Source organism: Burkholderia paludis, from assembly GCF_000732615.1.
GTDB classification, from domain to species: domain Bacteria; phylum Pseudomonadota; class Gammaproteobacteria; order Burkholderiales; family Burkholderiaceae; genus Burkholderia; species Burkholderia paludis.
The window spans coordinates 117161-141009 of sequence record NZ_JPGL01000010.1; the positions used below are offsets into that span (position 1 = coordinate 117161).

At 62.5% G+C, this 23849-nt stretch carries 21 protein-coding genes and 2 pseudogenes; 7 read left to right on the forward strand and 16 right to left on the reverse strand.

Annotated features, from left to right (window positions below; translation table 11 throughout):
- Positions 1–91: 91 nt before the first annotated feature.
- Both GQ56_RS0106700 and GQ56_RS0106705 read right to left on the reverse strand, forming a co-directional pair.
- Complete coding sequence (locus tag GQ56_RS0106700) at positions 92–994, reverse strand: alpha/beta fold hydrolase (protein ID WP_031397913.1); 903 nt, start codon at positions 992–994, stop codon at positions 92–94.
- A 25-nt stretch (positions 995–1019) separates the two neighbouring features.
- The gene (locus GQ56_RS0106705; RefSeq protein WP_031397914.1) at positions 1020–1928 is read right to left on the reverse strand and encodes an alpha/beta fold hydrolase; all 909 of its coding nucleotides are present in this window, start codon (positions 1926–1928) and stop codon (positions 1020–1022) included.
- An 86-nt stretch (positions 1929–2014) separates the two neighbouring features.
- Between GQ56_RS0106705 and GQ56_RS0106710 the strand changes: the two genes are divergently transcribed.
- Entirely contained in the window at positions 2015–2401 is a 387-nt protein-coding gene (locus GQ56_RS0106710) for a MerR family transcriptional regulator (protein WP_031397915.1), read from the forward strand.
- A gap of 232 nt (positions 2402–2633) precedes the next feature.
- On the opposite strand, the gene GQ56_RS40785 is transcribed toward GQ56_RS0106710, so the two are convergent.
- The gene (locus GQ56_RS40785) at positions 2634–3110 is read right to left on the reverse strand and encodes a GNAT family N-acetyltransferase (protein ID WP_075122884.1); all 477 of its coding nucleotides are present in this window, start codon (positions 3108–3110) and stop codon (positions 2634–2636) included.
- A 919-nt stretch (positions 3111–4029) separates the two neighbouring features.
- Here GQ56_RS40785 and GQ56_RS0106725 point away from each other — a divergent pair.
- From GQ56_RS0106725 to GQ56_RS0106735, 3 genes are read left to right on the forward strand one after another with little or no spacing between them, the layout of a single operon-like run.
- On the forward strand, positions 4030–4707 hold the full coding sequence (locus GQ56_RS0106725) for a class I SAM-dependent methyltransferase (RefSeq protein WP_031397917.1): 678 nt from the start codon (positions 4030–4032) through the stop codon (positions 4705–4707).
- Between the two features lie 56 nt (positions 4708–4763).
- A complete protein-coding gene (locus tag GQ56_RS0106730; RefSeq protein ID WP_031397918.1) occupies positions 4764–6041 on the forward strand; it encodes a copper uptake system-associated protein in 1278 nt (425 codons plus the stop codon).
- Positions 6038–6601, forward strand: coding sequence for a TetR/AcrR family transcriptional regulator (locus tag GQ56_RS0106735; protein WP_052007204.1), 564 nt, complete (start codon positions 6038–6040; stop codon positions 6599–6601). Before GQ56_RS0106730 ends, GQ56_RS0106735 begins: the two co-directional genes overlap by 4 nt.
- 193 nt (positions 6602–6794) lie before the next feature.
- Here the strand turns inward: GQ56_RS0106735 and GQ56_RS40790 are convergent, their stop codons facing one another.
- Positions 6795–7661 (reverse strand): LysR substrate-binding domain-containing protein, encoded by an 867-nt coding sequence (locus tag GQ56_RS40790; protein ID WP_075122885.1) that lies wholly within the window; start codon positions 7659–7661, stop codon positions 6795–6797.
- Positions 7662–7891: 230 nt separating this feature from the next.
- On the opposite strand from GQ56_RS40790, the gene GQ56_RS0106740 reads away from it, so the two are divergent.
- The gene (locus GQ56_RS0106740; RefSeq protein ID WP_031397920.1) at positions 7892–8668 is read left to right on the forward strand and encodes a class I SAM-dependent methyltransferase; all 777 of its coding nucleotides are present in this window, start codon (positions 7892–7894) and stop codon (positions 8666–8668) included.
- 690 nt (positions 8669–9358) lie between these two features.
- Here the strand turns inward: GQ56_RS0106740 and GQ56_RS44010 are convergent.
- The 8 genes and pseudogenes from GQ56_RS44010 to GQ56_RS0106775 all read right to left on the reverse strand — a co-directional run bounded on the left by GQ56_RS44010 (position 9359) and on the right by GQ56_RS0106775 (position 16585).
- Positions 9359–10003, reverse strand: a complete 645-nt coding sequence (locus GQ56_RS44010; RefSeq protein WP_152601663.1) for a hypothetical protein — start codon at positions 10001–10003, stop codon at positions 9359–9361.
- 250 nt (positions 10004–10253) lie between these two features.
- The gene (locus GQ56_RS0106745; RefSeq protein ID WP_152601664.1) at positions 10254–11879 is read right to left on the reverse strand and encodes a hypothetical protein; all 1626 of its coding nucleotides are present in this window, start codon (positions 11877–11879) and stop codon (positions 10254–10256) included.
- 201 nt (positions 11880–12080) lie between these two features.
- Positions 12081–12466, reverse strand: a pseudogene (locus GQ56_RS40800) (IS66 family transposase); the annotation flags it as partial.
- 71 nt (positions 12467–12537) lie between these two features.
- Positions 12538–12834: pseudogene (locus tag GQ56_RS0106755) on the reverse strand (transposase domain-containing protein); the annotation flags it as partial.
- Between the two features lie 337 nt (positions 12835–13171).
- Entirely contained in the window at positions 13172–13372 is a 201-nt protein-coding gene (locus tag GQ56_RS44015) for a hypothetical protein (protein WP_152601665.1), read from the reverse strand.
- 128 nt (positions 13373–13500) lie between these two features.
- Positions 13501–14025: an AAA family ATPase gene (locus GQ56_RS0106760; RefSeq protein ID WP_031397923.1), complete on the reverse strand. Its 525-nt coding sequence runs from the start codon at positions 14023–14025 to the stop codon at positions 13501–13503.
- A gap of 677 nt (positions 14026–14702) precedes the next feature.
- The gene (locus tag GQ56_RS0106770; protein WP_031397925.1) at positions 14703–14948 is read right to left on the reverse strand and encodes an RNA-binding protein; all 246 of its coding nucleotides are present in this window, start codon (positions 14946–14948) and stop codon (positions 14703–14705) included.
- Positions 14949–15133: 185 nt separating this feature from the next.
- Positions 15134–16585 (reverse strand): DEAD/DEAH box helicase, encoded by a 1452-nt coding sequence (locus tag GQ56_RS0106775; RefSeq protein ID WP_031397926.1) that lies wholly within the window; start codon positions 16583–16585, stop codon positions 15134–15136.
- Positions 16586–16919: 334 nt separating this feature from the next.
- Here GQ56_RS0106775 and GQ56_RS0106780 point away from each other — a divergent pair, with 334 nt between their 5' ends.
- Positions 16920–17654 carry an ABC transporter substrate-binding protein gene (locus GQ56_RS0106780; protein WP_031397927.1) on the forward strand — a complete coding sequence of 245 codons (735 nt, stop codon included), beginning with the start codon at positions 16920–16922 and terminating at the stop codon, positions 17652–17654.
- 269 nt (positions 17655–17923) lie between these two features.
- Here the strand turns inward: GQ56_RS0106780 and GQ56_RS0106785 are convergent, their stop codons facing one another.
- The 3 genes from GQ56_RS0106785 to GQ56_RS0106795 are packed head-to-tail and all read right to left on the reverse strand — an operon-like array spanning position 17924 to position 21507.
- The gene (locus tag GQ56_RS0106785) at positions 17924–19084 is read right to left on the reverse strand and encodes a thiolase family protein (protein ID WP_031397928.1); all 1161 of its coding nucleotides are present in this window, start codon (positions 19082–19084) and stop codon (positions 17924–17926) included.
- 54 nt (positions 19085–19138) lie between these two features.
- Positions 19139–20518 carry an MATE family efflux transporter gene (locus tag GQ56_RS0106790; protein ID WP_052007205.1) on the reverse strand — a complete coding sequence of 460 codons (1380 nt, stop codon included), beginning with the start codon at positions 20516–20518 and terminating at the stop codon, positions 19139–19141.
- Positions 20515–21507 (reverse strand): alpha/beta fold hydrolase, encoded by a 993-nt coding sequence (locus tag GQ56_RS0106795; RefSeq protein WP_031397930.1) that lies wholly within the window; start codon positions 21505–21507, stop codon positions 20515–20517. The genes GQ56_RS0106790 and GQ56_RS0106795 overlap by 4 nt, the downstream gene beginning before the upstream one ends.
- Positions 21508–21570: 63 nt before the next feature.
- Between GQ56_RS0106795 and GQ56_RS0106800 the strand changes: the two genes are divergently transcribed.
- Entirely contained in the window at positions 21571–22182 is a 612-nt protein-coding gene (locus GQ56_RS0106800) for a TetR/AcrR family transcriptional regulator (protein ID WP_235212645.1), read from the forward strand.
- A 348-nt stretch (positions 22183–22530) separates the two neighbouring features.
- Here GQ56_RS0106800 and GQ56_RS0106805 read toward each other — a convergent pair whose 3' ends face one another.
- On the reverse strand, positions 22531–23808 hold the full coding sequence (locus GQ56_RS0106805) for an aminotransferase class V-fold PLP-dependent enzyme (protein ID WP_031397932.1): 1278 nt from the start codon (positions 23806–23808) through the stop codon (positions 22531–22533).
- Between the last annotated feature and the right edge of the window lie 41 nt (positions 23809–23849).

Consider the following 23849-nt stretch of genomic DNA (forward strand, 5'->3'; position numbering starts at 1 on the left):
CGCGCGAAGTCGGCGTCCGGCATCGACTGCGGATTCAAGCGCTCGATAACCGCCCCCCTTCGACAAAACCGTCGTTGTCACGCTAAAGCCGTTAGATCAGGAAATTCTCGAGGAAGGCCAACACCTCGGCCGGGGCATCCTCAGGCAGCAGATGCCCACCGGGCAGTCCGCCCCCCTTCACATTGTCAGCCCACCTCGACCACGTATCGACGGGCGACACATGTCTCGCCTTTTGCTCCATGTCGCTCCATAGCACCAGCACCGGACAGGCAAGCTTGCGGCCCGCTGCACAATCGCTCGCGTCGTGTTCCAGATCCTCCGACATGGCGGCGCGATAGTCTTCGCAGATCGCGTGACGCACGTCCGGGTTCCGGAATGCGGTTCGATAGGCTTCCAGCGCCAATGTATCGATCCGCTCAATGCCTCCCGCCATCCTCGCAAGCGCGGCGTCGATGTAGGCGTCCGGATCGGCCGCCAGCATCCGCTCCGGAAGGTCCGCAGGCTGCGCCAGAAAAAACCAGTGCCAGGCATTGAATGCAAAAGTCCTGTCGACCTGCGCGAACGCATCCAGCGTGGGCACGACGGCCAGCGATGCATAGGCGGTGACACGCTGAGGGTGATCCAGCGCAAGCCGGTATCCTGCGCGAGCGCCCCGATCATGTCCGGCCACGGCGAACCGTTCGTACCCGAGCCGATCCATCAGCGTGACGAGCGCGCCGGCCACGCGGCGTTTGGTCCATCGCGGCCGATCGTTGCGGGTCCGGCTGTCGCCGTATCCCGGCAGGTCCGGTACGACGACGGTGTGCGACCTGGCGAGCGCCGGCGCCAACAGTCGCCACGCGACGTGGGTCTGCGGATAGCCGTGCAGCAACAGCACCGGTGATCCCGTTCCGCCGACGACACCCCGAAACGAAACCTCGTCAGTTTCGATGTCGAGCCGGGTAAAGCCGGGAAAGAAGTCCGCCGCTGCAGTTCGTTCGACGTCGGGTTCCACGTTTGCCTCCTTGTGCAGGAATGCTTCATTTCCCGGATACCGACCTGACGAACCCGGCCAGATCGCGGTTGAATCGATCGGGTTCCTCCATGAACGGTGCATGGCCCGCGTCGGCGTAAACTTTGCTGATGATGCGTGGATTCACCGCGGTCACGCGGGCCAGCGTCGCAGACGTGTCGACCAGCGCATCGCGGCCGCCGTACAGGAACAGCAAGGGCACGCGCGTCTTGCCGAGCGCCTCGGCGGCAAACACCGTCATCGTCGGGACTTCCCTCTGCATGTCCCACGACGCCATCGCGGCGTTGGCGAGCAATCGGCTGAAGGTGTCGGCATCCGGACGATGGTTGAAACACAGCCCGACGAAGGCACGCTCGCCGTCGAGATGCGTCTTCAGGTCCGACGCATTCATGTCCCGATAGACCTCGGGATGCTCGACGATCTGACCCGGCACGAGTTCGACCACACCATCGACATACACGGCACCGGCGATGTTGCGATCGCCGTACGTCGCGAGGTAGTTCGATATCACCACGCCGCCAAGCGACCAACCGACCACGACCGGCTTTTTCGCGTGCGAGCCGTCGATCACCGCTTCGAGGTCGTCGGCCCAACGGCGTCCGTCGTGATACGGCGCGCCGCCGGATGGTTTATCCGACAGGCCGTGGCCGCGCAGATCGAAGGTGATGATCCGGTATGGACGCAAGTCGGCGCTTTGCACCTGCGCTTCCCAGTTCAGGCGACTGCCAAGCAGGCCGTGAATGAAAATGACCGGTGCGCCGTCAGGGTTGCCGCTTTCCTGAACCGCAAGCTTTACTCCATCCTTCGATGTCACCGTATAGCTTGTCGGAGCAGCGACCGCGTCGGGCATCGACACACATGGCGTTGCCGCCGCGACTGCGGCGGTCAGCAGATAACTGAGCATTCGGGTGGGCATCGGAAAGTCCTCAAGGTGAATCGTCCGCCCAGTCTCAACCCTCACACTGATGTCAGAGTCAAGCGATTCGTGCTAGCCTGCTTTTCATGGACAAGATGCCCCCGAAGGAACTGCTGACTATCGGAGAAGTTTCGCGGCGTACCGGTGCAAGCGTGCGATCGATCCGTTACTACGACGAACACGGCTTGCTCGCGTCGGTGCGCGCGAACAATGGATACCGGATGTTCCCCGACAAGGCGGTCACGCAGGTCAGGCAGATCCAGCGCATGATCGCGACCGGCTTCACCATTGACGACATTCTCGGCTTCCCGGACTGCATGCTTCTGATCGAAGGCGCCCGTTCGTGCGACCAGATCACCGATGTCCAGCGGCGACGCCTCGAAGCCATCGATCGTCAGATCGCGGATCTCGAACGACGTCGCATGAGGCTCATCAAAACCCTGTCGGAAGGCGCGATTCCACCGATCGAGTAAGGCGCGGCGTTCGAATGGCCGAACCCGCGGCACACGAATCCATCGTCAAGCGGTCGCATTCGGCGCCGACTTCTTTCTGCAAAGCGCCACGCGTCGGCCGTTGCATTCCTTCGTGCCGGATCGGGTGCCGAGTTGACGGCAACGCGTGCCGGCGGCACGGCGTTGCTCGGGTAAGCGGCAAACCTTCAGGTGTCGCTGGCTGCGGCGAGATGAGCAACGCCTCATGGCCACTTCACGCCTGACGATGGCGCGCGTCGCTCTCCAGGTCACCTGGAGGCCCTTCGCGTGACTCCAGAAGAATGTAGTCCCCGTCCTCCGATATTCCGGAACCGACTTCGATGAAGTTGCAGGCTCGGTAGAACGAAAGCGCCGACAGATTGCGAGTCAGGCACTTCAATCGATAGCGTGCTGTCGGCCATTCCGGCAATGCGTGCAGGAGAGCGCGACCGACGCCGAGTCGCTGGTGATCGAGCCCAACATACAGATGATGAATGAAGTTGTCCGGCTCCCAAACCGAAACAAAACCCGCCGGAAGCCCGGAGCCGTCTTCGGCGATCAGCAGCAGTTCGCCTTGCGTCTGTTCATCCAGATCCTCGCTCCGGATCTTTTCAGGCTCCAGCCATGGGTAAGCATCCCGGCGAACCTCCATGAACAGTTGCCGCAATTTGGGCCAGTCTTCCGCGACCGCGGAACGTATTGCAACAGACATCTCACATTTCCTTTAATCGACGCGTTACCGGATATCCTTCGCGGCACGCTTGGCGCCTTATGCGCGTTGGCTCGTGATGCCCCGTAAGCAAGCTTCAACAGGCACGATCGTGATGATTCGGAATAGTGCATCGTTGGTGCCTTCGCTGCGATATAGGTCGCACCGGGCGGTGCACAACGCGAATGCGATACGAATCGTGCGGGACCTGGATACCCCCCTAAAGGTATTTCGAACTGCACCGGCCGCCGAGTCTGCTGTTGCATGACTATCGCCCTGGACGCCACATGGCGCCGGTGACAAACATCCAGAACCCGCAGCCGCGCACGATCACAAACTCGGCGCTCGCTATCAATCATGAGATCGAACATCGCGAGTTCGCGAAGGTTCGATCTCATCGGAGGCCTCATCCGGATCGCCCGGATTTCGCGGCGCGCTAACGGCGGCTTCTGCAGGACAAGCGCGCCCTTGTTCCATGGCCCACGGTTGCGAACGGCGACGTTACCAGATTTTCCGACAATTGCCTTTCAGTCAAAGGGAGATTGACTGTGCGGTTCCGTGGACGGCCGCTATCCGGTCTCATTCGGTCCTTGAAAGCCGTTCCGCGTCGATCGGCGGGTCGATGTCGAGCGGAGCTGCCTTTGCGGGAAGTTGCGGATGAGCGGTCGGCTCCAATATGGCCCTCCCTCGCGCCTCGACAGCCGTTCCTTCGAACCACGAACACCCCGACTCCCGACGGACTGACGCATCGCGCGAAAGCCGTGTTCCTTGTCGGTCGACGACGACTTCGAACGAATTGAACCCTCCCGTCGTGAGGTTATTCGCAAGTTCCTCCGCACGATTCGATATTGGTTGGTAACATACCAAATCAGGTTATCCCTCTGTTTTCATTGTTCTCAACGCTCACGCGAGGATTTCTTCGATGGCAGATTTCGACACCTCCGCAACCAGCTACGACCAGCGCATTCCAACCCTCGTCCCGGGCTATGCGCTCGCCCAGGACGTCGTGCGCGCAATCATGCTCGACCTCCTCCCGACCGACGCTTCGATCCTCATCTGCGGGGCGGGCACAGGCGCGGAACTGCTTCGGCTCGGCCAGGCGGCCAGCCGCTGGCGTTTCACCGCGGTCGATCCGTCCGCCGCGATGCTCGGGGTCGCCCGGACAAAGGTGCAGCACACCGCATTGGCAAATCACGTCGCATGGCATCCATGCCGTCTCGAGGATGCGCCGCCGGGGCAGCATGACGCCGCCGTCTCCCTGCTGGTGGGGCATTTCATTCCGGACGATGGAGCCCGGCTCGACTATCTGCGCGCGATGGCGATGCGCATGAAACCGGGCAGCCCCGGCCTGCTTTTCGAATACGAAGCCACCCCGCTTCCCGACGGCGCCTATCGGCACTGGCTGATCGCGAACGGACTCAATCACGAGGACGCCGCGGACGTACAGGCGCGGATCGACACTCACTGGCATCCCGTTACGGCGGAACGGAGGCAGGCATTGTTGAAAGAGGCGGGATATAGGTCGTCGGAAACGTGCTTTCAGGCACTTGGGTTCCGTGTTTCGCTGGTCCGTCGACACGGAGCGGGAGGCGCGGCATGAAACGCTCTTGCACTGAAAGCAGGCGCTCCACGGCGGCCCGCCGCGTACCGAAAGCCGTGCTCGCCATCTGGATGCTGTTCGCGCTTCTGTTCGGCCATCCGTCGACGTCACTGGCGGCGGCCGACGGCCCTGCGACAACCCTCGTCGTCGGCACGATCAAAGCGGACAAATACGATCGCGCGGGCGGCCGCAGCGGCACACCGGTGATCTTCATCCCCAGCCTCGGAGCGGGACCCTGGATCTGGGGCGGGCTGGACCGGCGATTCGCGTCGTCCCATCCGGTCTATACGCTAACGCTTGCCGGCCTCGATGGACGCCCGGCCGCGTCGGCGCCGGTCATCGAAAAAGTCGTGGCGGATCTTGCGCGCCTGATCGTCCAGCAACATCTCGACCGCCCGGTTCTGATCGGCCACAGCCTGGGCGGCTACATCGGGTACCGTTTCGCGACCGAGCATCCGGACCTCGTCGGGCGACTTGTCGCAATGGAAGGCTTTCCCGTGTTCCCGCCGCTGGCAAACGCGGATGCCGCCACACGGCGCGCAGCCGCACAAAAGCTTGCCGGCACGTTCACCGAAGGCGGCACGCCACAAGCGTTCCTGGCGTCCATGCAGGGCTTTCTGGAAGCGCGGATGAACGATTCGAAGGAAGCGGACCGCCTGGCCACGCTTGCGTCACGCAGCGATCCGAAGGCAGTGGCCGAATACGTTCTCGAGATGCTGCCCGCGGATCTCCGCCCTGACCTCGTCAAGCTGAAAGCGCCGGTCTTGGCGATCGTGGCGGCCAATTCCTACCGGAAGGGTGCGAGCGAGTCCGACATCCGCGCCTTCTATACGGGCATGCTGGCCAACGCGCCCCAGGCCAGCGTGGTAATCGTCCCGAATGCGCGGCACTTCGTCATGCTGGACCAGCCGGATGCCGTCTATCGATCGATCCGGCAATTCCTGCAAGATACACGGACAGCAGACGCGCCGCATGCCCCGGCGTCCGACGTTTCCCTGATCCGTCAAATGCTCCACGATCGTTTCGATAACCCGGATGCGCCCCTGACGGTCGGCCCGATCGCCGTCAGTGGCGACGCCGCGATTGCCGACTGGGCGCAGGGTGCCACCGGCGGCCGCGCGCTCCTGCGACGCCGGCAAGGCCAATGGTCGATTATGCTGTGCGGCGGCGAAGCACTGAAAGAAACCGCAACGCTTGTGCAGGCGGGACTCGCCATGCCGCAAGCGACCGTGCTCGCCAACGATCTCGCCGCGATGGAGCGCACGCTTTCACCTGCGGTCCTGGCCCGCTTCGGGCATTTCGCGGGCCTGGTACACATGGATGCGAAGCAATGAACGAACACTTGTCCCGGAAACGCGATCCGGAGCCCGAAAACAGCATACGCACGCGCCTTCTCGACGCTGCGTTCGAATTGATCCGGACGCAGGGGGTACAGGCACTGACCCAACCGCGCGTCGCCAAACTGGCCGGCGTTCGCCAGTCCCACCTGACCTACTATTTCCCGCGCCGCGCCGATCTGTTCTTTGCGCTGTTCGAAGCGTCGCACGCGCGCGCGCATGCCCATTCCGGTCACGGGGACGTGCAAGAAACGCCGCATTTCTTCGCATTCCTGAATCAGCTCATGTTCGATCGGGAGCGGGCGCGATTCTTCTTCACGACCATCCTCGAGGTGAGCGAAGAACCCGCACTCCGGTCGGTAGTCGCGGAACATGCGCGAAGTCTCGCTCGGTTCGTCGCACCGCATTTCGGACGGCAAGCGGACGATCCAGGCGTGGCGCTCTTTATCGACCTCCTGCGGGGCATGGCGCTTAGAGCGCTGCTCGAACCTGAAGCGCCGTTACCGGATATCGTCAAGGTCGCCGCCGCGTTGGGGCTGCATGCAGCGGCAGGTTGATCGCGGATGCGGATGATGTGGCCGACTGGCAATGCGGAGGCTAACCGCTGGTGGACGACGGTCGTTCGTCGTTTTTTGGAGGGAAGAACGGGGTTGCTTCCGGGCGCGGACGCCGTTTATATGGGCCATGAATCCGGGGGCTCGTTTCAAGGCGAAGCCTCGCTCTCACCTGACCATGCAATAAAAAGTGTCGTCATGCGCGATCCCCTGTCACAAAACGACCACGTAGCCACGAAACGAACTCATCGAGATTTGCAGGGGGTGTTCTGTTTGCAGGTAGCGCCATCAATCCAAATGGCAGTTCCACGAATCCCCACGGCGCAACGAGCTGCCCCTCGTTAAGCTCTTTACGTACAAGTCTGCGCTCGACGAGGGCAACGCCGAGTCCGGAGAGTGCAGCTTCAATGCATAGGTGCGTGTGCGGGAACGATATCTCTCCTCCGGTTCCGACTCCGCAATTGGCCCGCTCGTCCCAATGTGTCCATGCACTTGATGTGAAATCGTGGGCAATGCGTATGCCGGTCTCGGCTGAGCCTCGATATGCAGGGGAACACACGGGTCCGAATGTAACTGGCGCAAGCAGCGTTGCGCGACCGAGGTCGCTTTCCGGATATGACGTGAGATCCCATGCAATGACCAGGTCTGCTCCTTCGTTGCGGATTTCACGAGCCGAGGTCATTGACAGGCGGATACGGACATCAGGATGCTCGCGATAGAAGTCCGCTAGATTGGGAACGAGCCAACGCATTGCGAAAGTCGCGCTACAAGCAACGTGCAAACCTGCGCGTTGTACCTGATCGCGTACCTTCGCGTAGCCGTGTTCGAGCTGCTCGAAAACTGACGTGACAACGGAGTTAAGTTGCTGCCCGTGTCGATTCAGTTTTAGCCCTGTTCCGTCCTTGTCAAAGAGCGGGGCTCCTACATGCTCTTGAAGGAGCCTCAACTGCCGGCTCACCGCGCCGTGCGTTCTGGACAGCTCGTCCGCGGCTTTTGTGACCGATTGATGCCTGGCCGTCGCTTCAAACGCGCGCAGCAAGGAGAGCGGAGGTAGAGCACGCATGTTTCTGCCCCTTCGTTAAAAAAACTGACGGATACGAGCAAAAAAACTCGATGTTCGAATAGTACCGTGTGCGCTTATTCTAGTTTTCGCAAACTATCGGCGATGCAGGAGAGACACCTTCAGCAGTCTTTCCGTCGTTGAAGGTGGCTGCATGAGACACCGAGTTCGTTGCGCAAAAGGATTATGCAATAACAAGCTTTCGTTAGTTTACTAGTGAAAAGGATCTGCACATGGATAACAGACACGAGGACGGCAGTGCGGGCGATGCCAACTATGGATCGATAGGTATCAACTACACCCTTTACCGGCAACCTGATCCTTATATTGATGGCTGCATCAGGAAAGCTCTCGGCGATACCCGATCGGTTCTCAATGTCGGGGCCGGCGCTGGCTCCTACGAGCCTCTTGACCGTGATGTCACGGCAGTTGAACCTTCGGCCTCGATGCGGGCCCAGCGGCCTCCGTATCTCCCGATTGCCATCGATGCGGTGGCGCAAAGCCTGCCTTTCGCGGATGACAGCTTCGATGCAAGCATGTCGACGTTCTCGGTGCATCAGTGGCCCGACCTGAACGCCGGACTTGCCGAAATGCGGAGAGTGTCGCGCGGACCCGTGTTGATCCTGACGTGCGATCCTGCACAACTAAGCGCCTCCTGGCTTGCGGAATATGCGCCCGAGATGATCGCAGTGGAGGCGCGGCGATACCCGGCGATTCAGTCCATCGTCGATGGATTGGGCGGCCGGGTGGACGTCGAGTCCGTGAAGATTCCCTTGAATTGCGTGGACGGCTTCGCCGAAGGCTATTACGGGCGACCTGAAAGGTTGCTTGAAGCCGGCGCGCGGCGCGCCAATTCCGCATGGAGCTTCGTTGAACCTGGCGTGGAGGCGCGTTTTGCAGAGCGCCTCAGCCGCGATCTCGAAAACGGCGCGTGGGACGCAAAGTATGGCTTTCTTCGCACGCTGCCGATGTTCGATGGATCACTGAGATTGATTACCGGTCATGCCTAGCCACTCGAAGCGATCTCGAACGGGGTTGGGTGTAATAAGGCCGTCCGTTAAATGTAATACTGGCTATTGCTGCGGCATCAACACACCGTCTTGGGAAAGAAGGTTTGACAGTTCAGACGGGGAGAGTCGTTTCATCTTCTTTTCGATCTTGCGATCGTATTACCTGTCGTTGGGCTCCGAGGCCTGAGCCTTGCGGGCGTATTGCTGGACGAAGCGACTAAGTTCGCCAGCTAGCCGAGTTTTCGTGCGATTCGTAGTCATGTGTCGATCTCGCACTAATTCAAGTCGTATGGCCGACAAGTCGACTTAGCTCAAGTACGTCGACCCGTTGTCCGACTCTCACGCTTTCGGAAAAAACTTGCCCAACTGGGAAAGGTGATGTCGACTCTCAAGCTTTCACCTGGATAGTGAATTTCATTATCGGCGTACGAGTGAAATCGACTGAAGAGATCATTGTCGACTGTGAATTTATGGTGCGGTGCGTACCCGCTGCGCACTCCGCGCGTCCTCGGCTCAGGAACGTCCGCTGCAATATGGAATGTTGCAATTACGTTTTGCATTGAGCTACCGTGCGTGTTTCGATCATGTATGCAACTACCGGTTGAATTCATCGTCAGTCCCAATCGCACACTGACCACTACGGCGTTCACGTCGGAGAGCAATTGCATCCCAACACATGCTTTTTCGTGTTTACCAGTATGCGTCCATTCCATGCTCCCGACGAGCCCAATATTCGCACCACCTGGCGGCCGAAAACAGTATGTGCGCGGTCGACTCCGGGCTTTCAGGCTCGATTCCGTCAACTGTCTTTACATGCTCCACATGTGACACCTTTTCCCGTTGTGCATATGATGTGGCTGCGTCACGAATTCTCTCGCCCAGAACACCAAGATCTCTCGCAAGACAGGACTTGTAGAGGCCGGCGGTAACGTCGTCTCCTAGTATCCCGCAATGTTCTACCAGAAATTGTGCGCGAAAACTGTAGAGTTCGACATACCCAAAGGCGCCATTGGAATAGACCGGGATCCCATCGCATGGGGCAGCCAACTCAATCACGTAATAGCCTTCCATGGAGCGCATGAACTCCGCCTCCGAAGTCGTCGGGTGCTGGATCGTCCGGTAGCGATCTCGCGCCCAGGCATCGGCCCCAGGATCAAATCCGACTTGTGGTGCCTTGATCGTTTCGAACGGCGATACCTGAATTCCCAGCCATTGATTTGTAAGCTGCTCCTTGTCGATTGAAGCATCGCCACCTACAAGCAAGGAAAAAATCCGTTCAAATTCGTCCTTGCATCCTGCCTTTGGCCTACCAATTGGATTCCAGTCGAGTCCCATCAATTTTTCCTGTTGACTTAAGCAACTTTACGAACTGTGGTGTGGCTATTCCACGAAAATAGCATTGTCGACGATCCAGGCTCTTACATCGAATGACCGATTCTGGCCGAGGGCGTGTCAAAACGAAAATTACCACTTTTTTGGGGGGTGAATTTATCGTAAACGAGTTCCCAGCCCCGTCTCGACGGACTGAATAGAAATGTCCAGAGTGGTTCCCATCGGACAGTAGTGGGAACCGCAGGTCATTTGCCTACTGGCAGCCGGCGACCGGCGTACCTCCAGCCTTCACGATCGCAGCTTGCTGTACGAGGCAATCTGCTTGGGCTTTAAGTTTCGTGTCGTTGAGCGTGGCGTTGGTGGTCGATAGCGTGGATTGAGCAGTGAGCGCGGTGTTGCGCTGACCAATAGCCGTGTTCTCGGCGCCCAACGCGGTCGAGTAGCTGTTGGCCGCACCGCTTACGGCGGTGAGACCTTGGGCCAACGTCGAGGTGTTGGCCAATGACAGGACTGTAGGGGCGCCGTCAGCGGACAACGTGGCGGAGATCGTCACGTCGTCGCCCACGTGCGTATGTAACGGAACAAGGATCCGTTTGCCCAATTGGGGCAGCGTGATCGGAACGCTAGGCGCTAGGTCCGCATTCGCGCTGGTAGTTTGGGTAATCACCACGCCTTGGGTGTCCGGGTCGAGGCACTTGCCTAAGCACGTACGAGCAAGGCCTGCGGCGGGTTGCCGCAGCACCAGGCCCTTGATCTGCCCATTTGCGTCTGACGCGGGATCGGTTGCGGCCGTGGGTTGAGCGGGTAATGCGTCGGAGGCTCCGGCGGGCTGCGTCGCGGTGGTAGACCTCAGCACGTAGATTGCGATTTCACCGTCATCCGTGGATTGCGGATCCTTCGGAATGGAATTGGCAGCCCCATTGATCGTGACATAGACGGTCTTTTTGGCCTTGTCCGGGTCGACCCAAAGCGCTTTAATGTAGCGCCAAAGATCGACCGGAACCTCGGCTTTCATGAGACGGGGTTGGCTCAGCGCCCCCTCTACGGGTTTGAACTGATTGGCGGTCGGAACAACAGCGATGGGTATCGTGAACGACACTTTTTTGAGCGCGTCAGCCATCGTCGAGGTGTCCTGGTTGAGTGTCACTTCTGCAGCCGACGTGGCTTGAGCAGACTTTGCCGCACTGGCCTTCTGGGACGCGCTCTTGAGTTCAGTCTGAGCCTTCGTGTAGTCCTTTAAAGCCGCCTGGGCTGTCCCGGAACAAGCATTGCTATCCAAAAAAATCTGTTTTGTCGTATCGTTTGGGATCAGCTTTTTTTGCTTGCTCGTCAAATTGGCGAAATCCAAAGGTTCGTCGTAGGTCCCGTTGAATTGCGTGGATGATGGACTCGCGTTCCTGGGAACATGTACCCCAGCGGTCAATACATCCCCTGCGATCGTCGCGACGGATTGCAACCCGGCCCCTACCACCTGCAGCGATTGGTCTGCCAACTCCCCATTCACGCCTTGCAGCGTGCCATCAGATGCCGTAGTAAATTTCACGTTGGCGTTTTTGAATGCCCCTTGCAGGCTGGTGGTAGGCACGTAGAAATATTGGTTGGGATCGACGGGATAGGAAGGGGTAATCGTCGCTGATATCTTCACTCCGATCGATGGAACGTCCCTCACGTTCCGGGTCGTTTCACCGCACTTGGTCAAGGTCACAGTGTAGAGTACGGTGACCATCGCCTCGGGCAGAGCATAACGGTACGAGTCCACAGGAGGGTCCTTCTTTGATGGATCGTAATGCACGCTAACCAGGGTAGTGCAACCAACCACAGCGAGAGCGAGCAGAGAAATCAAGACAGCCTGTTGTTGGATTCGTTTTTGCTCCAGCATGACGGTCTCCGACGGCCTGGGTGTGGGGTCGTACACCGAGAAAAGTATAGAAGATGGATCTCCCTCGGCAAGGTCAATCTGTCTGCCGAGGGCAAGCGGCAAGTCAAGTCGGCGCGATCGTACCGGGCGCGTAATCTGTATCGCTGCCACGTTGGTGGCGGGTAAGCGTGTCACCGGAGCCGTCTTGTGTAGCGCTGGCGTTTATGCGATGGCGAGCTGATCGGCGACAGCCCACGGCGTGAGCTCATTGATCCGGTTAATCGGGTGATCCGCGATGCGTGCCAGCACGTGACGCAGATATGCTTCGGGATCGATGCCATTCCTTGGCCGGCGGTGCCGATCCGGCTGTAGATCGCAGCAGCGCGCTCGCAGCCTGAGTCCGCACCCGCGAACAGGTAATTGCGCCGTCCGATTGCAACCCCTCGTAGCGCGCGTTCAACTGGCGGGTGTCGATCTCCAGATGCCCGTCGTCTCAATGGCGCGTGAGCGCTTCCCACCGGTTCAACGCAGAGGATCGCCCGGCTCCTGGCGGATTTGCCCGCGAGCGTTTCCAGCGTGGCACTCAGCCACGCATCGAGTTGATCGAGCGGGCGCCTGGCATGCTCCGTAAGCGCCCGACCAGAACCGTAGCGTGGGCTGTTGACGGCGGGGGGCGATGCTATCGGATGGGTTCGACGCGAGCGGTTGATGGCAGCAACGGCGCCACGCGCCACGGCATCAGCTCGTCAATCCAGCTGACCGGATGGTCAGCGATACGCTCGAGAACGTAGGCAAGATACGCCTCGCGAGCGAGGCCGTTCAGGCGTGCCGTGCCGATCAGGCTGTACATCGCGGCGGCACGTTCTCCGCCAGCGTCGGCGCCGGCGTACAAGTAGTTGCGCCTGTCGATCGCGACGCCGCGCAGCGCTCGTTCAGCAATCAGGTTGTCGATCTCTGCGCACCCGTCGCTGCAGTGAGGATCTCCGCTGGGGGGCGCCAGATAACAGATACGTAGCCGCATCTTTCCAGTGAGGCTAACGACATGCTCGTCGACAGGCGACCGGGCATCTTCCATCATGAAGCCGCCATCACCTATGGCAAGGATACGTCGCGTGGATGCTCCGGTCGCTGATTGTCGGGCTTCTCGCAAAACCATAAATACCCGAGGTTCCGAATCTCGACGAAGCCGGTGGCTGTGTCGAACGGTTCATTTCGTTCGAACCCGGGACGATAGCAACCGCACCCGCCCCTACCTTGGCAGCGATCGGGAGAGACAGATAACGCACTTCAAATCAGATCTCCATTTGGTTAGCTCACGTGCGCGGCGCAAGACTCCTTGAGACAGCTCGCCAAAACTGTGCCGCCTTGAAGTCGTCGGTAGATTCCGCTTTATCTGCCAAACCAGCAGCGAAGATATGAGCAGCCCTTCCATGACGCAGCGCGAGTTCGTGCGCCTCCCTCGACACCTCGACCCAATCTAATGTTGCCTCTGCTTTTCCGTCATCAGTATCCATGTGCCCTTTTCACGCCGCATCCGAAGCGGATTAACGCTACCATTGCCACCGATCTTGCGAACGCTGCCGATAGCCCCCTGCTGGCCGAACGTCGTCTGATGCAATCAGCCTGTTCGGCGTGCTTTTCACTAAACCATTTGGTTCCCTGGAGGGGCCAACGACAGTCGCTGCATGATTGCTTCGACTGCCTGCTCAACCGACAACTTTGCGGTGTCGACGACGAGGTGCGCCGATTTCCATGGGTCGTATTGACGTTCAAGCACGCTCTGCCATGTCGGCAACTGAAAATCGGGAATATCGGCCTGTCTCCCCTCGACCCTACGCCGGTGCATGGCAGCATCCGAACAAACCAATTCGATCTCGCAAATCCGCACCCCTGCGTCGAACGCTACACTTCTCCAGGCGCTACGTGTAATTTGCAATGAATTGACCGAGTCCGCGACGACAGTCGACCCAAGCCGCAAGTTATCGGCGGCAACCGCATATGCGGCCAGATAGCCACCGGCCCCAATATCCGCTTGGCCGCCTCTGCACGCCTTGATCGCCTGTTCCAATGTATCCATGCGCAGATAAACGGCCGCGAGCTTGCGTGCGAGCATTTGCGCTACTGTCGTCTTCCCGGTGCCCGGTAGCCCGCCAAGGACGATCAACACTTTCGATGCTCCCGGATCAATAGACGGAGACAGATTGTTGTCGGTCTACGTCACAAGGTCGACTGTCTCGTTGTGGCCAACGTCTACCCGGCATGGCGGACCGTTACTGATCTGCGGCAGGAACCGGCCTGTCATCAAGCAGGCGCTCACGGTTACTCGGGTGACAATCTGATGTCCGCGTTTCCATAACCACCACGCTGCCCATCCCGAAGCACGCGGCGAGCGCACTCGAGCCACTCAGGGAACACCGCGGCGTCCATGGGCGCCCCCTGCCCATTGGGTTCCCCCCATAGGGCCAGGCTGCTGAGAAGTGCGCCTAGCACTTCAGGCCTATCGAGAGACTCCCATTCCCGTTCGAGAAATTCGAACATGATCAGATACGCCTGGCGCAGCGTAACGGTAGACTCCATCGATGGCTTTTCCATTCTGAACGTGTTCCGGCAGCAAAGCTGCCAGTCTATCTCGACGGTCCGGAATTGGCCGGGCCCAATCGGACGCGAGCGGCAGCGACGACTAAAAACGACCAAACCGATGCCTCTATCAGCCAATGAGGCCCAGTCTTCCCGATCAAGATACAGCTTGATTTCTCCAGGCAAAGCCTGTGTTGCGCACCCCAGGAATCGTGGCGCCGAGCAACTGCCTCTGGCCGAATCCGGAAGCCCACGCGCCCCTTTCCATCACGGCTCCGAGATCACGATATGCTCGGCGTACTTCAACGCTTCATCGATAAATATTCGGAGTGCAAGCGCAGCAGCAGATCTGTTCACCAGATAATCCACAAAGTAGAACCCGTCTTGCTCGAGCGAGTAGCTGTAGATTTCTGCCATCGAAGGCTGATCGACGGGGTTCGGTAATTTTTTGAAAAGCGCGGATGGATCGTAGCCGGCCGGGACGGAAAACTTGATCTTGTACTCGATTCCCATGACTCTGGTTCTCCTGAATACAACGGTAGATGGCGGCATGATCACCAACGGAGCACCGCATCACCGAGCAGCCGGACGTCACGCGACGGATTTCTCGCCTCGTCACCAGCGCGACCAGCGCCGTGTCGAATACGTCCCGCGTCTTAAACGCGCGATTCATCCGCCCAACACAACGCTGCCACCCATCAAGCCTGGCGTTTCCCTCGGCCACCGGCCGGCTTGCCACCCGGCTTGCGCGGACCCGCAACAGCCTTGCCGGCGGGCTTGCTGCGCGGCTTTTGCGCGCTGAACGGACTACCGCTGGACAAACCTGCCCCTTTACCCGCACCCGAGCCCGCCGCCCGCGGCGCCGCAGGCTTGCGTTTGCCTTCCCCGCCTTGCGCACGCGGCTTCTTGCCGGGCCCCTGCCCGCCGCCCGGCACGGCTTGCGGCACTTTGGGCTTCTTGGGTTTCTTCGGCTTCTTGACGATCTCGCCGGTCGTGCTGGTCTGCGGCACACGATGTTCGGCTTCAAAGCCCGGCTCTTCCTCACGGCGCAGCGTTTGCCGGATCAGCGCTTCGATCGCGGCCAGTTGCGGCGCCTCGTCGGCACACACCAGGGACACCGCCACCCCGCTCGCGCCTGCACGGCCGGTGCGGCCGATACGGTGCACGTAGTCTTGCGCGACGATCGGCAGATCGACGTTGATCACCAGCGGCAAATCGTCGATATCCAGCCCGCGCGCCGCCACGTCGGTGGCGACCAGCATCTGCACGTCGCCGGACTTGAAACGCTCCAGCGCACGCAGGCGCGCAGGTTGCGGCTTGTCGCCGTGGATGGTGTCGACCGCATAGCCTGCTTCATCCAGCATCGCCGCCAGATAATCCACGCCGTTGCGGGTCTTGACGAACACCAGCGCATGGGTCCACTTGTTCTCGGCCACGAGGTGCATGAAGAGGTCGGGCTTGTTCCGTTTGTCGACCGGCACCACCCACTGCTTGATCTTGCTCGCCGTGACGTTCGGCGGACTGACGCTGATATCGACCGGGTTCTGCAGAATGCCCGCCGCCATCGCGCGGATATCGTCGGTGAACGTAGCGGAGAACAGCAAGGTCTGGCGCCGGGCGGGCAACGCGGCGAAGACGGCGTTGAGTTCGCGCGCGAAGCCGAGATCCAGCATGCGGTCCGCTTCGTCCAGCACCAGCGCCTGCACCTGATCGAACTGCACCGCGTTCTGGCGATTGAGATCCAGCAAGCGGCCCGGCGTCGCGACGAGCACGTCCACGCCCTTGCGCAGCTTCATCATCTGCGGGTTGATGCTCACGCCGCCATAGGCAGCCAGAAAGCGCAGGTCGAGGCCCTTGCCGTAAGTGACGAAGCTTTGCAGCACCTGCTCCGCCAGTTCACGCGTCGGCACCAGCACCAGGACGCGCGCGCGGTTGCTGGACACCGCCGGGCCGTGCTGCACCAGGCGCTGCAGCAGCGGCAGCGCGAACCCGGCCGTCTTGCCGGTGCCGGTCTGCGCCGCGGCCATGACGTCCTTGCCGCCGAGCACGGCGGGAATCGCCTTGGCCTGCACCGGCGTCGGTGTCTGGTAATTGAGATCCTGCACATTACGCAGCAACGGATCGATCAGGCCGAGCGATGCAAAAGACATGGACGTTTTCCGGGCTAAAACCGTAATTCTAGCGGTTATCACGCCGGTTCCACCATGCGGATCGCGGGACGCAAGGGTCTCCGATCGAAGCGGCGTCACCGCGCGCAGCGCCTCGACGCGTTCGAAGCAGCCGATCGACGCGCGTCTCCCCGGCACCGGCCTGCGGCCCGCGTCTCGCGCTTCGACACGACGCAGCCGACCATCGACACGAAATGGCCCCCCTCGACCGGCGCCGCTTCGCGCCCTCCGCCGGTCAGGTGATAAGCTCGATGCCGTCGCATCGCCGCGCACCGGCGCACCTCGAACCCTGACCCTACGACCGCAGCGAGCCCCCATGTCCCTCTCTCCTTCCGTCCTTTCCGCGTTCACGCCGACCGGCAAGCTGCGCGCGTCGATCAATCTCGGCAACCCGATCCTGGCGAACCGCGACCCGGCGACCGGCGAACCGTTCGGCGTATCGATCGACCTCGCGCGTGCATTCGCCGAACGCCTGTCGGCCGAACTGGAACTCGTGGTGTTCGACGCGGCCGGCAAGTCGGTGCAGGCGCTGACCGACGAGCGCGCGGATTTCGGCTTCTTCGCGGTCGATCCGCTGCGCGGCGAAACGGTCGCGTTCACCGCGCCGTACGTGCTGATCGAGGGGTTCTATCTCGTGCGCGACGCGTCGCCGATCCGCACGAACGCGGACGTCGACCAGCCTCACAACCGCGTGACCGTCGGCCAGGGCAGCGCCTACGACCTGTTCCTCACGCGCGAGCTGAAGGCCGCCCGGATCGTCCGTGCACCGACGTCGCAGGCCGTCGTGCAGACGTTCGTCGACCAGCAGCTGGAAGTGGCGGCCGGCGTGAAGCAGCAGCTCGAGGCAGACGCGGCGACCACGCCCGGCCTGCGCCTGCTCGACGAACGCTTCATGGTGATCCGGCAGGCGATGGGCGTGCCGAAGAGCCGCGGCGAAGCGGCCGCGGCGGCACTGAGCGCATTCGTCGAGGACATGAAGGCGTCGGGCTTCGTCGCGGATTCGCTGCGGCGCCACGGCATCAACGGCGCATCCGTCGCGCCGCCGGCGTGATCACGGCCCGCCGCGACAATCGCCCGCGCGGGCTTCACGGTGTCGCCCCGGGACTCACGTAGCCACCCGCGGCGGCCGGCCCGCCGCGCACTGCCGGCACGAGCCGCACGATGTCGCGGGTCAGGCGCCTGGCCATCCAGCGTCATCGGCATCCCGTGCCGCGAACGTCATGCCGTCGCGGCACCGCACAACGCAAATTCAGCCGCACGTGCTGGATGGCGCCGGCATGCCGACGCGATCCTCGACGGGGCGCGCCCTTCACGCACCGCCTAAACCGCCTCGAGCACCGTCGCGATCCCCTGCCCGCCGCCGATACACTGCGTGGCCAGCGCGTAACGACCGCTGACGCGGCACAGGAGCGTGGCCGCCTTGCCCGTGATCCGCGCGCCCGTTGCGCCGAGCGGATGGCCGAGCGCGATCGCGCCACCGTCGATGTTGGTTCGCTCGGGATCGATGCCGAGCTCGCGCATGCAGGCGATCGCTTGCGACGCAAAGGCTTCGTTGATTTCGATCACGTCCATGTCCTCGATGCGCAAGCCGGCACGCGCAAGCGCCTTGCGCGTCGCGTGCACCGGCCCCATCCCCATGATTTCCGGTTCGAGGCCCGCGATCGCGGTCGACCTGATGCGGGCGAGCACGTCGAGCCCATGCTGCCGGGCGAATGCCTCCGACGTGACGAGGACGGCAACGGCGCCGTCGGTCAAAGGCGACGCGGTACCGGCCGTGACGGTTCCGCCTTCCCCGAACGCGGGTTTCAGCGCGGCCAGCCCTTCGAGCGACGTCTGCGGGCGCAGGCAGCGGTCGCGATCGATCATGGTGCCGTCGGGCGTGACGACGGGCACGAGTTCGTCGTCCAGACGCCCCTCGGCCTGCGCGCGTGCGGCCTTGCGCTGCGACTCGACCGCGAACGCGTCCTGCTCCTCGCGCGAAATGTTCCAGCCGGCCGCGACGTTCTCGGCCGTGATGCCCATCGGCGTGTACGCGTGGGTCGGAACCTCCGCATCGGGATGTTCCGGCGACGCGAATCGCGGGTTCGGCGACGCCGACAGGCCGCCTTGCGGCACCATCGTCATGCTCTCGACCCCTGCCGCGATGAACGCTTCGCCGGCCCCGATCGCGATTTGCCCGGCCGCCATGTGGATCGCATACATCGACGAGCCGCAGAAGCGGTTCACGGTCGCCCCGCCGATCCGGACGGGCAGTCCCGCGAGCAGCAATGCGATGCGTGCGACGTTGTCGCCCTGGGCCCCCTCGGGATAGGCGCATCCCATCAGCACATCCTCGATCAGGTGCGGATCGATTCCGCTGCGCCGGACCAGTTCGGCCAGCGCGACGGCGGCCAGATCGTCGGGACGCGCGGCGTGCAGGGGTCCCTTGCGGGCAAACGCGAAAGGCGTGCGGACGTAACCCGCGATGACGGTACGATTCATTTCAGCATCCTCCAAATGAGGCCGGCCGGTAACGGCGCGCCAGTGCGCGCGCCGTCACACCTCGACCCGGGTCCAGATACGTTTGGGCACCATCGTGGCCGCGCACACCAGCGCCGAGCCGACCGTCCCCGCCGCGACGAACGCGGAGAGCGTCCCCATGCCGCCGCCCAGCTGATTGACGGCCAGCCAGCCGCCTCCGGCCGCAATGCACAGGCGGGCCGTGCCGCCCAGGATCGTCCAGAACGGACGGCCGATACCCTGCGCGGCGAACGAGAGGATGAAAGACACGCCGACCAGGCCGTAGAGCGGCGCGATGGTCGTCAGGTAAAGCCCGCCGAAACGGGTCGCGGCCGCGTCATGCGTGAACAGCCCCAGCCAGACGGGCGGATGAATGGCGACGACCAGCCCGATGACCTGCGTGAAGCCGGCGCCCATCGCAATGCCGAGCCATGTGGCGCGCCGGGCGCGCGCGACGTCGCCCGCGCCCATGCACGTCCCGACGACGGTCAGCACGGCGGTGCCCATGCCGAACAGCAGCGGTATCAGCACGTAGTCGAGTCGCGACGCGATGCCGTAGCCGGCCAGCGCGGCCTGGCCGAAACGCCCGACCACCGCGGTCAGCAATACGACCATCAGGTTCAGTTGCAGCGCGCCGATCGACGAGAGCGCGCCGACCCGGAGAATGTCCGCGAAGAACCGCCGGTTCAGCGGCGTGCGCGTCAGCATCAACCCGCCGTGCCCGCGGGCCATGTAGACCAGCAGCACGACCGCGGCGACGCTGTAATAGAGAGACACCGCTATCCCCGCTCCGGCGATGCCGAGGCCCGGCACGGCGCCCACGCCGAAGATCAGCAACGGCGAAAGCGGAATCAGCACCAGTGCGCCGGCAAAGGTCGTGATCGCGGGAATCCTGACGTTGCCGCTGCCTCGCAAGGCCGCGCACAGCAGGTTGACGATCCAGATCGGGATCGCGCCGGCGAATACGTAGTTCGAATAGGTCACCGCCGCGGCAAGCCCCGGCCCCCGGCCGCCGAGCGCGGCATACAGCGCGGGGCCGCACCACCACGCCCCGATCGTGAACAGGCAGCCGAGCACGACGGCCACGACGACCGCATGCAGGACGAGCGCATCCGCTTCGCGCCGCTTGCCGCCGCCGATCGCGCGCGCCACGGCGGACGCCACGCCGCCGCCGATACCGCCGTTGGACATCATCGTCATCAACATCGAGACCGGGAAGACGAGCGACACGCCGACCAGCGAATTGGTGCCGAGAAAACTCACGTACCACGTCTCCAGCACGCCGACGAACGTCTGGGCGATCAGGACGACGATGGTGGTGAGCCCGAGCGACAGCAGGGTTCGAAACAGCGGGCCGCCCAGAATGCGGGCGCGACGCAGCGCGCCGGCATCGGGCCTGGTGGCAGTCTGATTCATGGGCGCCGTTCCTGTCCCCGGTTCGACAAGAACGACAGCAACAGCTGATTGACCGCATCGGGCGCTTCCTGCTGTACGAAATGGCCGATTCCGGCGATCAGGTGCTTGCCCGTCAGGTGCGGCACGTTGCGTTCGAGCGTCTCGTACTCGTCCTTCGCCATCTTCAGCACGCCGTCCAGCTCGCCCGTGATGAAGACCGTGGGCTGGAGGATGCGCGCGCCGGCCAGGAACGCCGTCAGTTCCCAGTTCCGGTCGAAGTTCCGATACCAGTTGATGCCGCCGCGGAAACCCGACCGCTCGAACTGCGCCGTGAAATAGTCGAGCGCTTCCGTCGTGAGCCACGCGGGTTGCTCGTCGGGGAACACGAGACTGTCGACGAGGCGGCTGGCTTTGTCGAAACGGGCGAAGCTGGCGTGGCGATGTTTTTCATTCGCGCGCGCCTGCCCCGACGCCGTATAGAGAATGCCCAGCAACGAGCGTCGGATGTCGGCTTCCAGTTCGCGCTCGATCCGTCCGGGTTCCTGAAAATACTGCTGATAGAAGTGCTGTTCTTGCGAAAGCAGTTGAAAGCGGACCGCGGGCCGCAGCACCTGGCGCGGCAGGTACGGCACGCTCAGCAACGCGAGCCTGTCGAACATGTCGGGGCGCAGCAGCGCGGCGGGCGCGACGACCATGGCGCCCCAATCGTGCCCGACGAGCGTCGCGCGCTCTTCCCCGAGCGCATGAACCAGGCCGACCAGATCCGCGACGAGGTTCAGGACGTTGTACGACTCGACGGCTTGCGGTGAGTCGGTGTCGCCGTAGCCTCGCTGATCCATCGCGACGACCCGGTACCCGGCCCGCGCCAGCGGCTCGATCTGATGACGCCACGAAAACCACGATTCCGGCCACCCGTGACACAGCAGCACGAGCGGCCCGACGCCCTGCTCCACGTAATGCATGCGAATGCCGTTGGTATGGACGTAGCCATGCTTCCAGTCGTGTCCCACTTCCGCCCCCTTGGGTCAATAAGAGTATGATCGACATCCAATTAGAGTATGGATACACTCTAAGTGTCAACGAAAAGTTTCAAGGCGGCGCTCGGGCGCCGGATCGACATGAGAAAGTCCAGGGAAGAGGCCAGCCAGACCCGCAAGCGGATCGTGGAAACAGCGGCGCGGGAGTTGCGCGAGAAGGGCGTGGTGGGCGCCGGGATTGCCGACATCATGTCGGCGGCCGGCCTCACGCCGGGCGGGTTCTATCGACATTTCGAATCGAAGGACCATCTCGTGGCGGAAGCATGCGACGTCGCCAGTGCGACGCTGTACGAGACGCTCGAGTCGTTCGTGCAGGGGAAGCCGCCGCGCGACGCGCGCCGGGAGATCGCGGAGCGTTACCTGTCGGTCGCGCACCGCGACAACATGTCGATCGGCTGCCCGTTCGCGGCGCTGGGCGGCGACATGGCGAGAGCCGATGCGCGCACGCGGCAAGTCGCGACGGAAGGATTCCTGCGTCTCGCGGGTCTCTTTGCGGAACAGCTGGGGGGCACGGAAGCGAGCAAGCGCGGCAAATCGCTGGCGGCGGCGTCAGCCATGATCGGCGCACTGATGATGTCGCGCGTGGTCGATGACGACGGGCTGTCGCAGGAGATCCTCGAGGCCGCACGGGACGCGCTGTGCAAATGATGCGCCGGTGTCCGCGCTCGATGGCCGGAGCGGGGGCACGTGCCGTTCGGGACGGAGTGCGTGCCGCCGTCGAACGCGGCGACCGGCCCTCCGCGCACGGCGTCGCGGACTGAGCCCGTCCACCCCGCCCGTCATGACGGCGCGGAGTCGCCCGCCCGCAGCGCAATGCCCGTTCACGCCCCACTCGCGGCCAGTTCTCCGGTCAGCTCGACGATCGTATGCCGCACGGCCGGCGCGCGGCATTGACGGGGGACGTGGTGGACCAGCACAGGCTCGCGGGCCGGCGCGTGTTCCGCATGCCGGATGCCGGATGCGACACGGCCCGGAAAATCCGGGCCGTGTCGTCGCTCAGCGGTTCGCCGCCAGCGTCTCGGTAATCGCCAGGAATCGCGCGATATCGTCCGGCGCATGGCAATGGAGCGGCGATACGCGTACCGCGCCGCCGATCCCGAACGATTTCAGCATCCGTCCCGAATACAGGCTCGACGCAACGCGCTCATAGACGATCACGCCATGCTTCTCGTACTCCCGCACCGCTTGCGTCGGTTCGAGGTTCGCGAAGCCGATCCCGACGATCAGGTCGCGCTTCGTCAGGTCGTCGTGATCCCAGTAGACCTCGACGCCGTCGATCGAGCGCAGCCCGCGACGGCCGCCATACCCGTCGAGCAGCGCCGCCAGCAGCGCACGCTCGTGCAGTTCGATCCGGTGCATGCCCTCGACGAACTGCGTGCGCCGATCGTCCGAATCGGAAAAATACCGGCCGATCCACGTGACGTAATCGACGATCGACGTCACGACCGCGAACTGCGCGGGCGCCGGGCTGCCCAGTTCCCATACACCGCTCTCCTTCGCGGCGAGCCGGTGATGCGGCAACGCGGCCGCACGCGGCGACAGCCACGAGATGCCGGAGCCACGGCAACCGAAGAACTTGTACGGCGCGAAATTGATGCCGTCGACCGGCGTGCGCTGCAGGTCGACGACGCCGTGCGGCGCATGCTGGACCGCGTCGACGATGACGAACAGGTCCGGCTTCTTCTCCCGCGCACGCGCGACGATCGTCTCGATGTCGAATTTTGCGCCGGAGATGTTCGACGCGAACATCACGCTGAGCAGCGCGGTATCGGCGTCGACCAGAGACACGATCGCATCGACGTCCACGCCGCCGGTTTCCGGATTGCTCGGCGCGATGCGCAGCGTCTTGCCGGTACGTTCCGCGTAATACGTCATCGCATCGTAGGACGACGGATGCTCGAGCACGGTCGTCACCGCATTGGCGCCCGGCACGTTCTCCATGATCGCGCGCACCATGTCGAACATCGCGCCCGACGCCGTCAGCGACGCATACACGGTGCCGTCGCGTGCATTCAGGATCGTTCGCACGTCGTCCTCACCGCGCGACTGGATCGCCTGGAGATCGAGCGCACGCTCATGAATGCGCTCCGGGCAGTCGGGCATTGCATCGGTCCACGCGTACGCGTCGACCGCGGCCTTCAGCCGGAACGATCCGCCGGCGTTGTCGAAGAACAGCCGCGCGCGTCCGTCGATATCGCGATCGACGTGATGAAAGCGCGCCTTGACCTGCTGCATCAACGCGTCGGGAAAAAGTACTCCACGGGGACTGCTCATCTTCGATACTCCTGTTTGCTTCCGGATGTTGTGCGATGCCT

Coding starts and splice junctions, on each gene's coding strand:
- GQ56_RS0106725 (WP_031397917.1), top strand. CDS start 4,030: ATGGCAGATTTCGACACCTCCGCAACCAGCTACGACCAGCGCATTCCA.
- GQ56_RS0106705 (WP_031397914.1), bottom strand. CDS start 1,928: ATGCCCACCCGAATGCTCAGTTATCTGCTGACCGCCGCAGTCGCGGCG.
- GQ56_RS40785 (WP_075122884.1), bottom strand. CDS start 3,110: ATGTCTGTTGCAATACGTTCCGCGGTCGCGGAAGACTGGCCCAAATTG.
- GQ56_RS0106805 (WP_031397932.1), bottom strand. CDS start 23,808: ATGAGCAGTCCCCGTGGAGTACTTTTTCCCGACGCGTTGATGCAGCAG.
- GQ56_RS0106780 (WP_031397927.1), top strand. CDS start 16,920: ATGTCCCTCTCTCCTTCCGTCCTTTCCGCGTTCACGCCGACCGGCAAG.
- GQ56_RS0106785 (WP_031397928.1), bottom strand. CDS start 19,084: ATGAATCGTACCGTCATCGCGGGTTACGTCCGCACGCCTTTCGCGTTT.
- GQ56_RS0106735 (WP_052007204.1), top strand. CDS start 6,038: ATGAACGAACACTTGTCCCGGAAACGCGATCCGGAGCCCGAAAACAGC.
- GQ56_RS40790 (WP_075122885.1), bottom strand. CDS start 7,661: ATGCGTGCTCTACCTCCGCTCTCCTTGCTGCGCGCGTTTGAAGCGACG.
- GQ56_RS0106710 (WP_031397915.1), top strand. CDS start 2,015: ATGGACAAGATGCCCCCGAAGGAACTGCTGACTATCGGAGAAGTTTCG.
- GQ56_RS0106745 (WP_152601664.1), bottom strand. CDS start 11,879: ATGCTGGAGCAAAAACGAATCCAACAACAGGCTGTCTTGATTTCTCTG.
- GQ56_RS0106770 (WP_031397925.1), bottom strand. CDS start 14,948: ATGGGAATCGAGTACAAGATCAAGTTTTCCGTCCCGGCCGGCTACGAT.
- GQ56_RS44010 (WP_152601663.1), bottom strand. CDS start 10,003: ATGGGACTCGACTGGAATCCAATTGGTAGGCCAAAGGCAGGATGCAAG.
- GQ56_RS0106740 (WP_031397920.1), top strand. CDS start 7,892: ATGGATAACAGACACGAGGACGGCAGTGCGGGCGATGCCAACTATGGA.
- GQ56_RS0106775 (WP_031397926.1), bottom strand. CDS start 16,585: ATGTCTTTTGCATCGCTCGGCCTGATCGATCCGTTGCTGCGTAATGTG.
- GQ56_RS44015 (WP_152601665.1), bottom strand. CDS start 13,372: ATGGATACTGATGACGGAAAAGCAGAGGCAACATTAGATTGGGTCGAG.
- GQ56_RS0106790 (WP_052007205.1), bottom strand. CDS start 20,518: ATGAATCAGACTGCCACCAGGCCCGATGCCGGCGCGCTGCGTCGCGCC.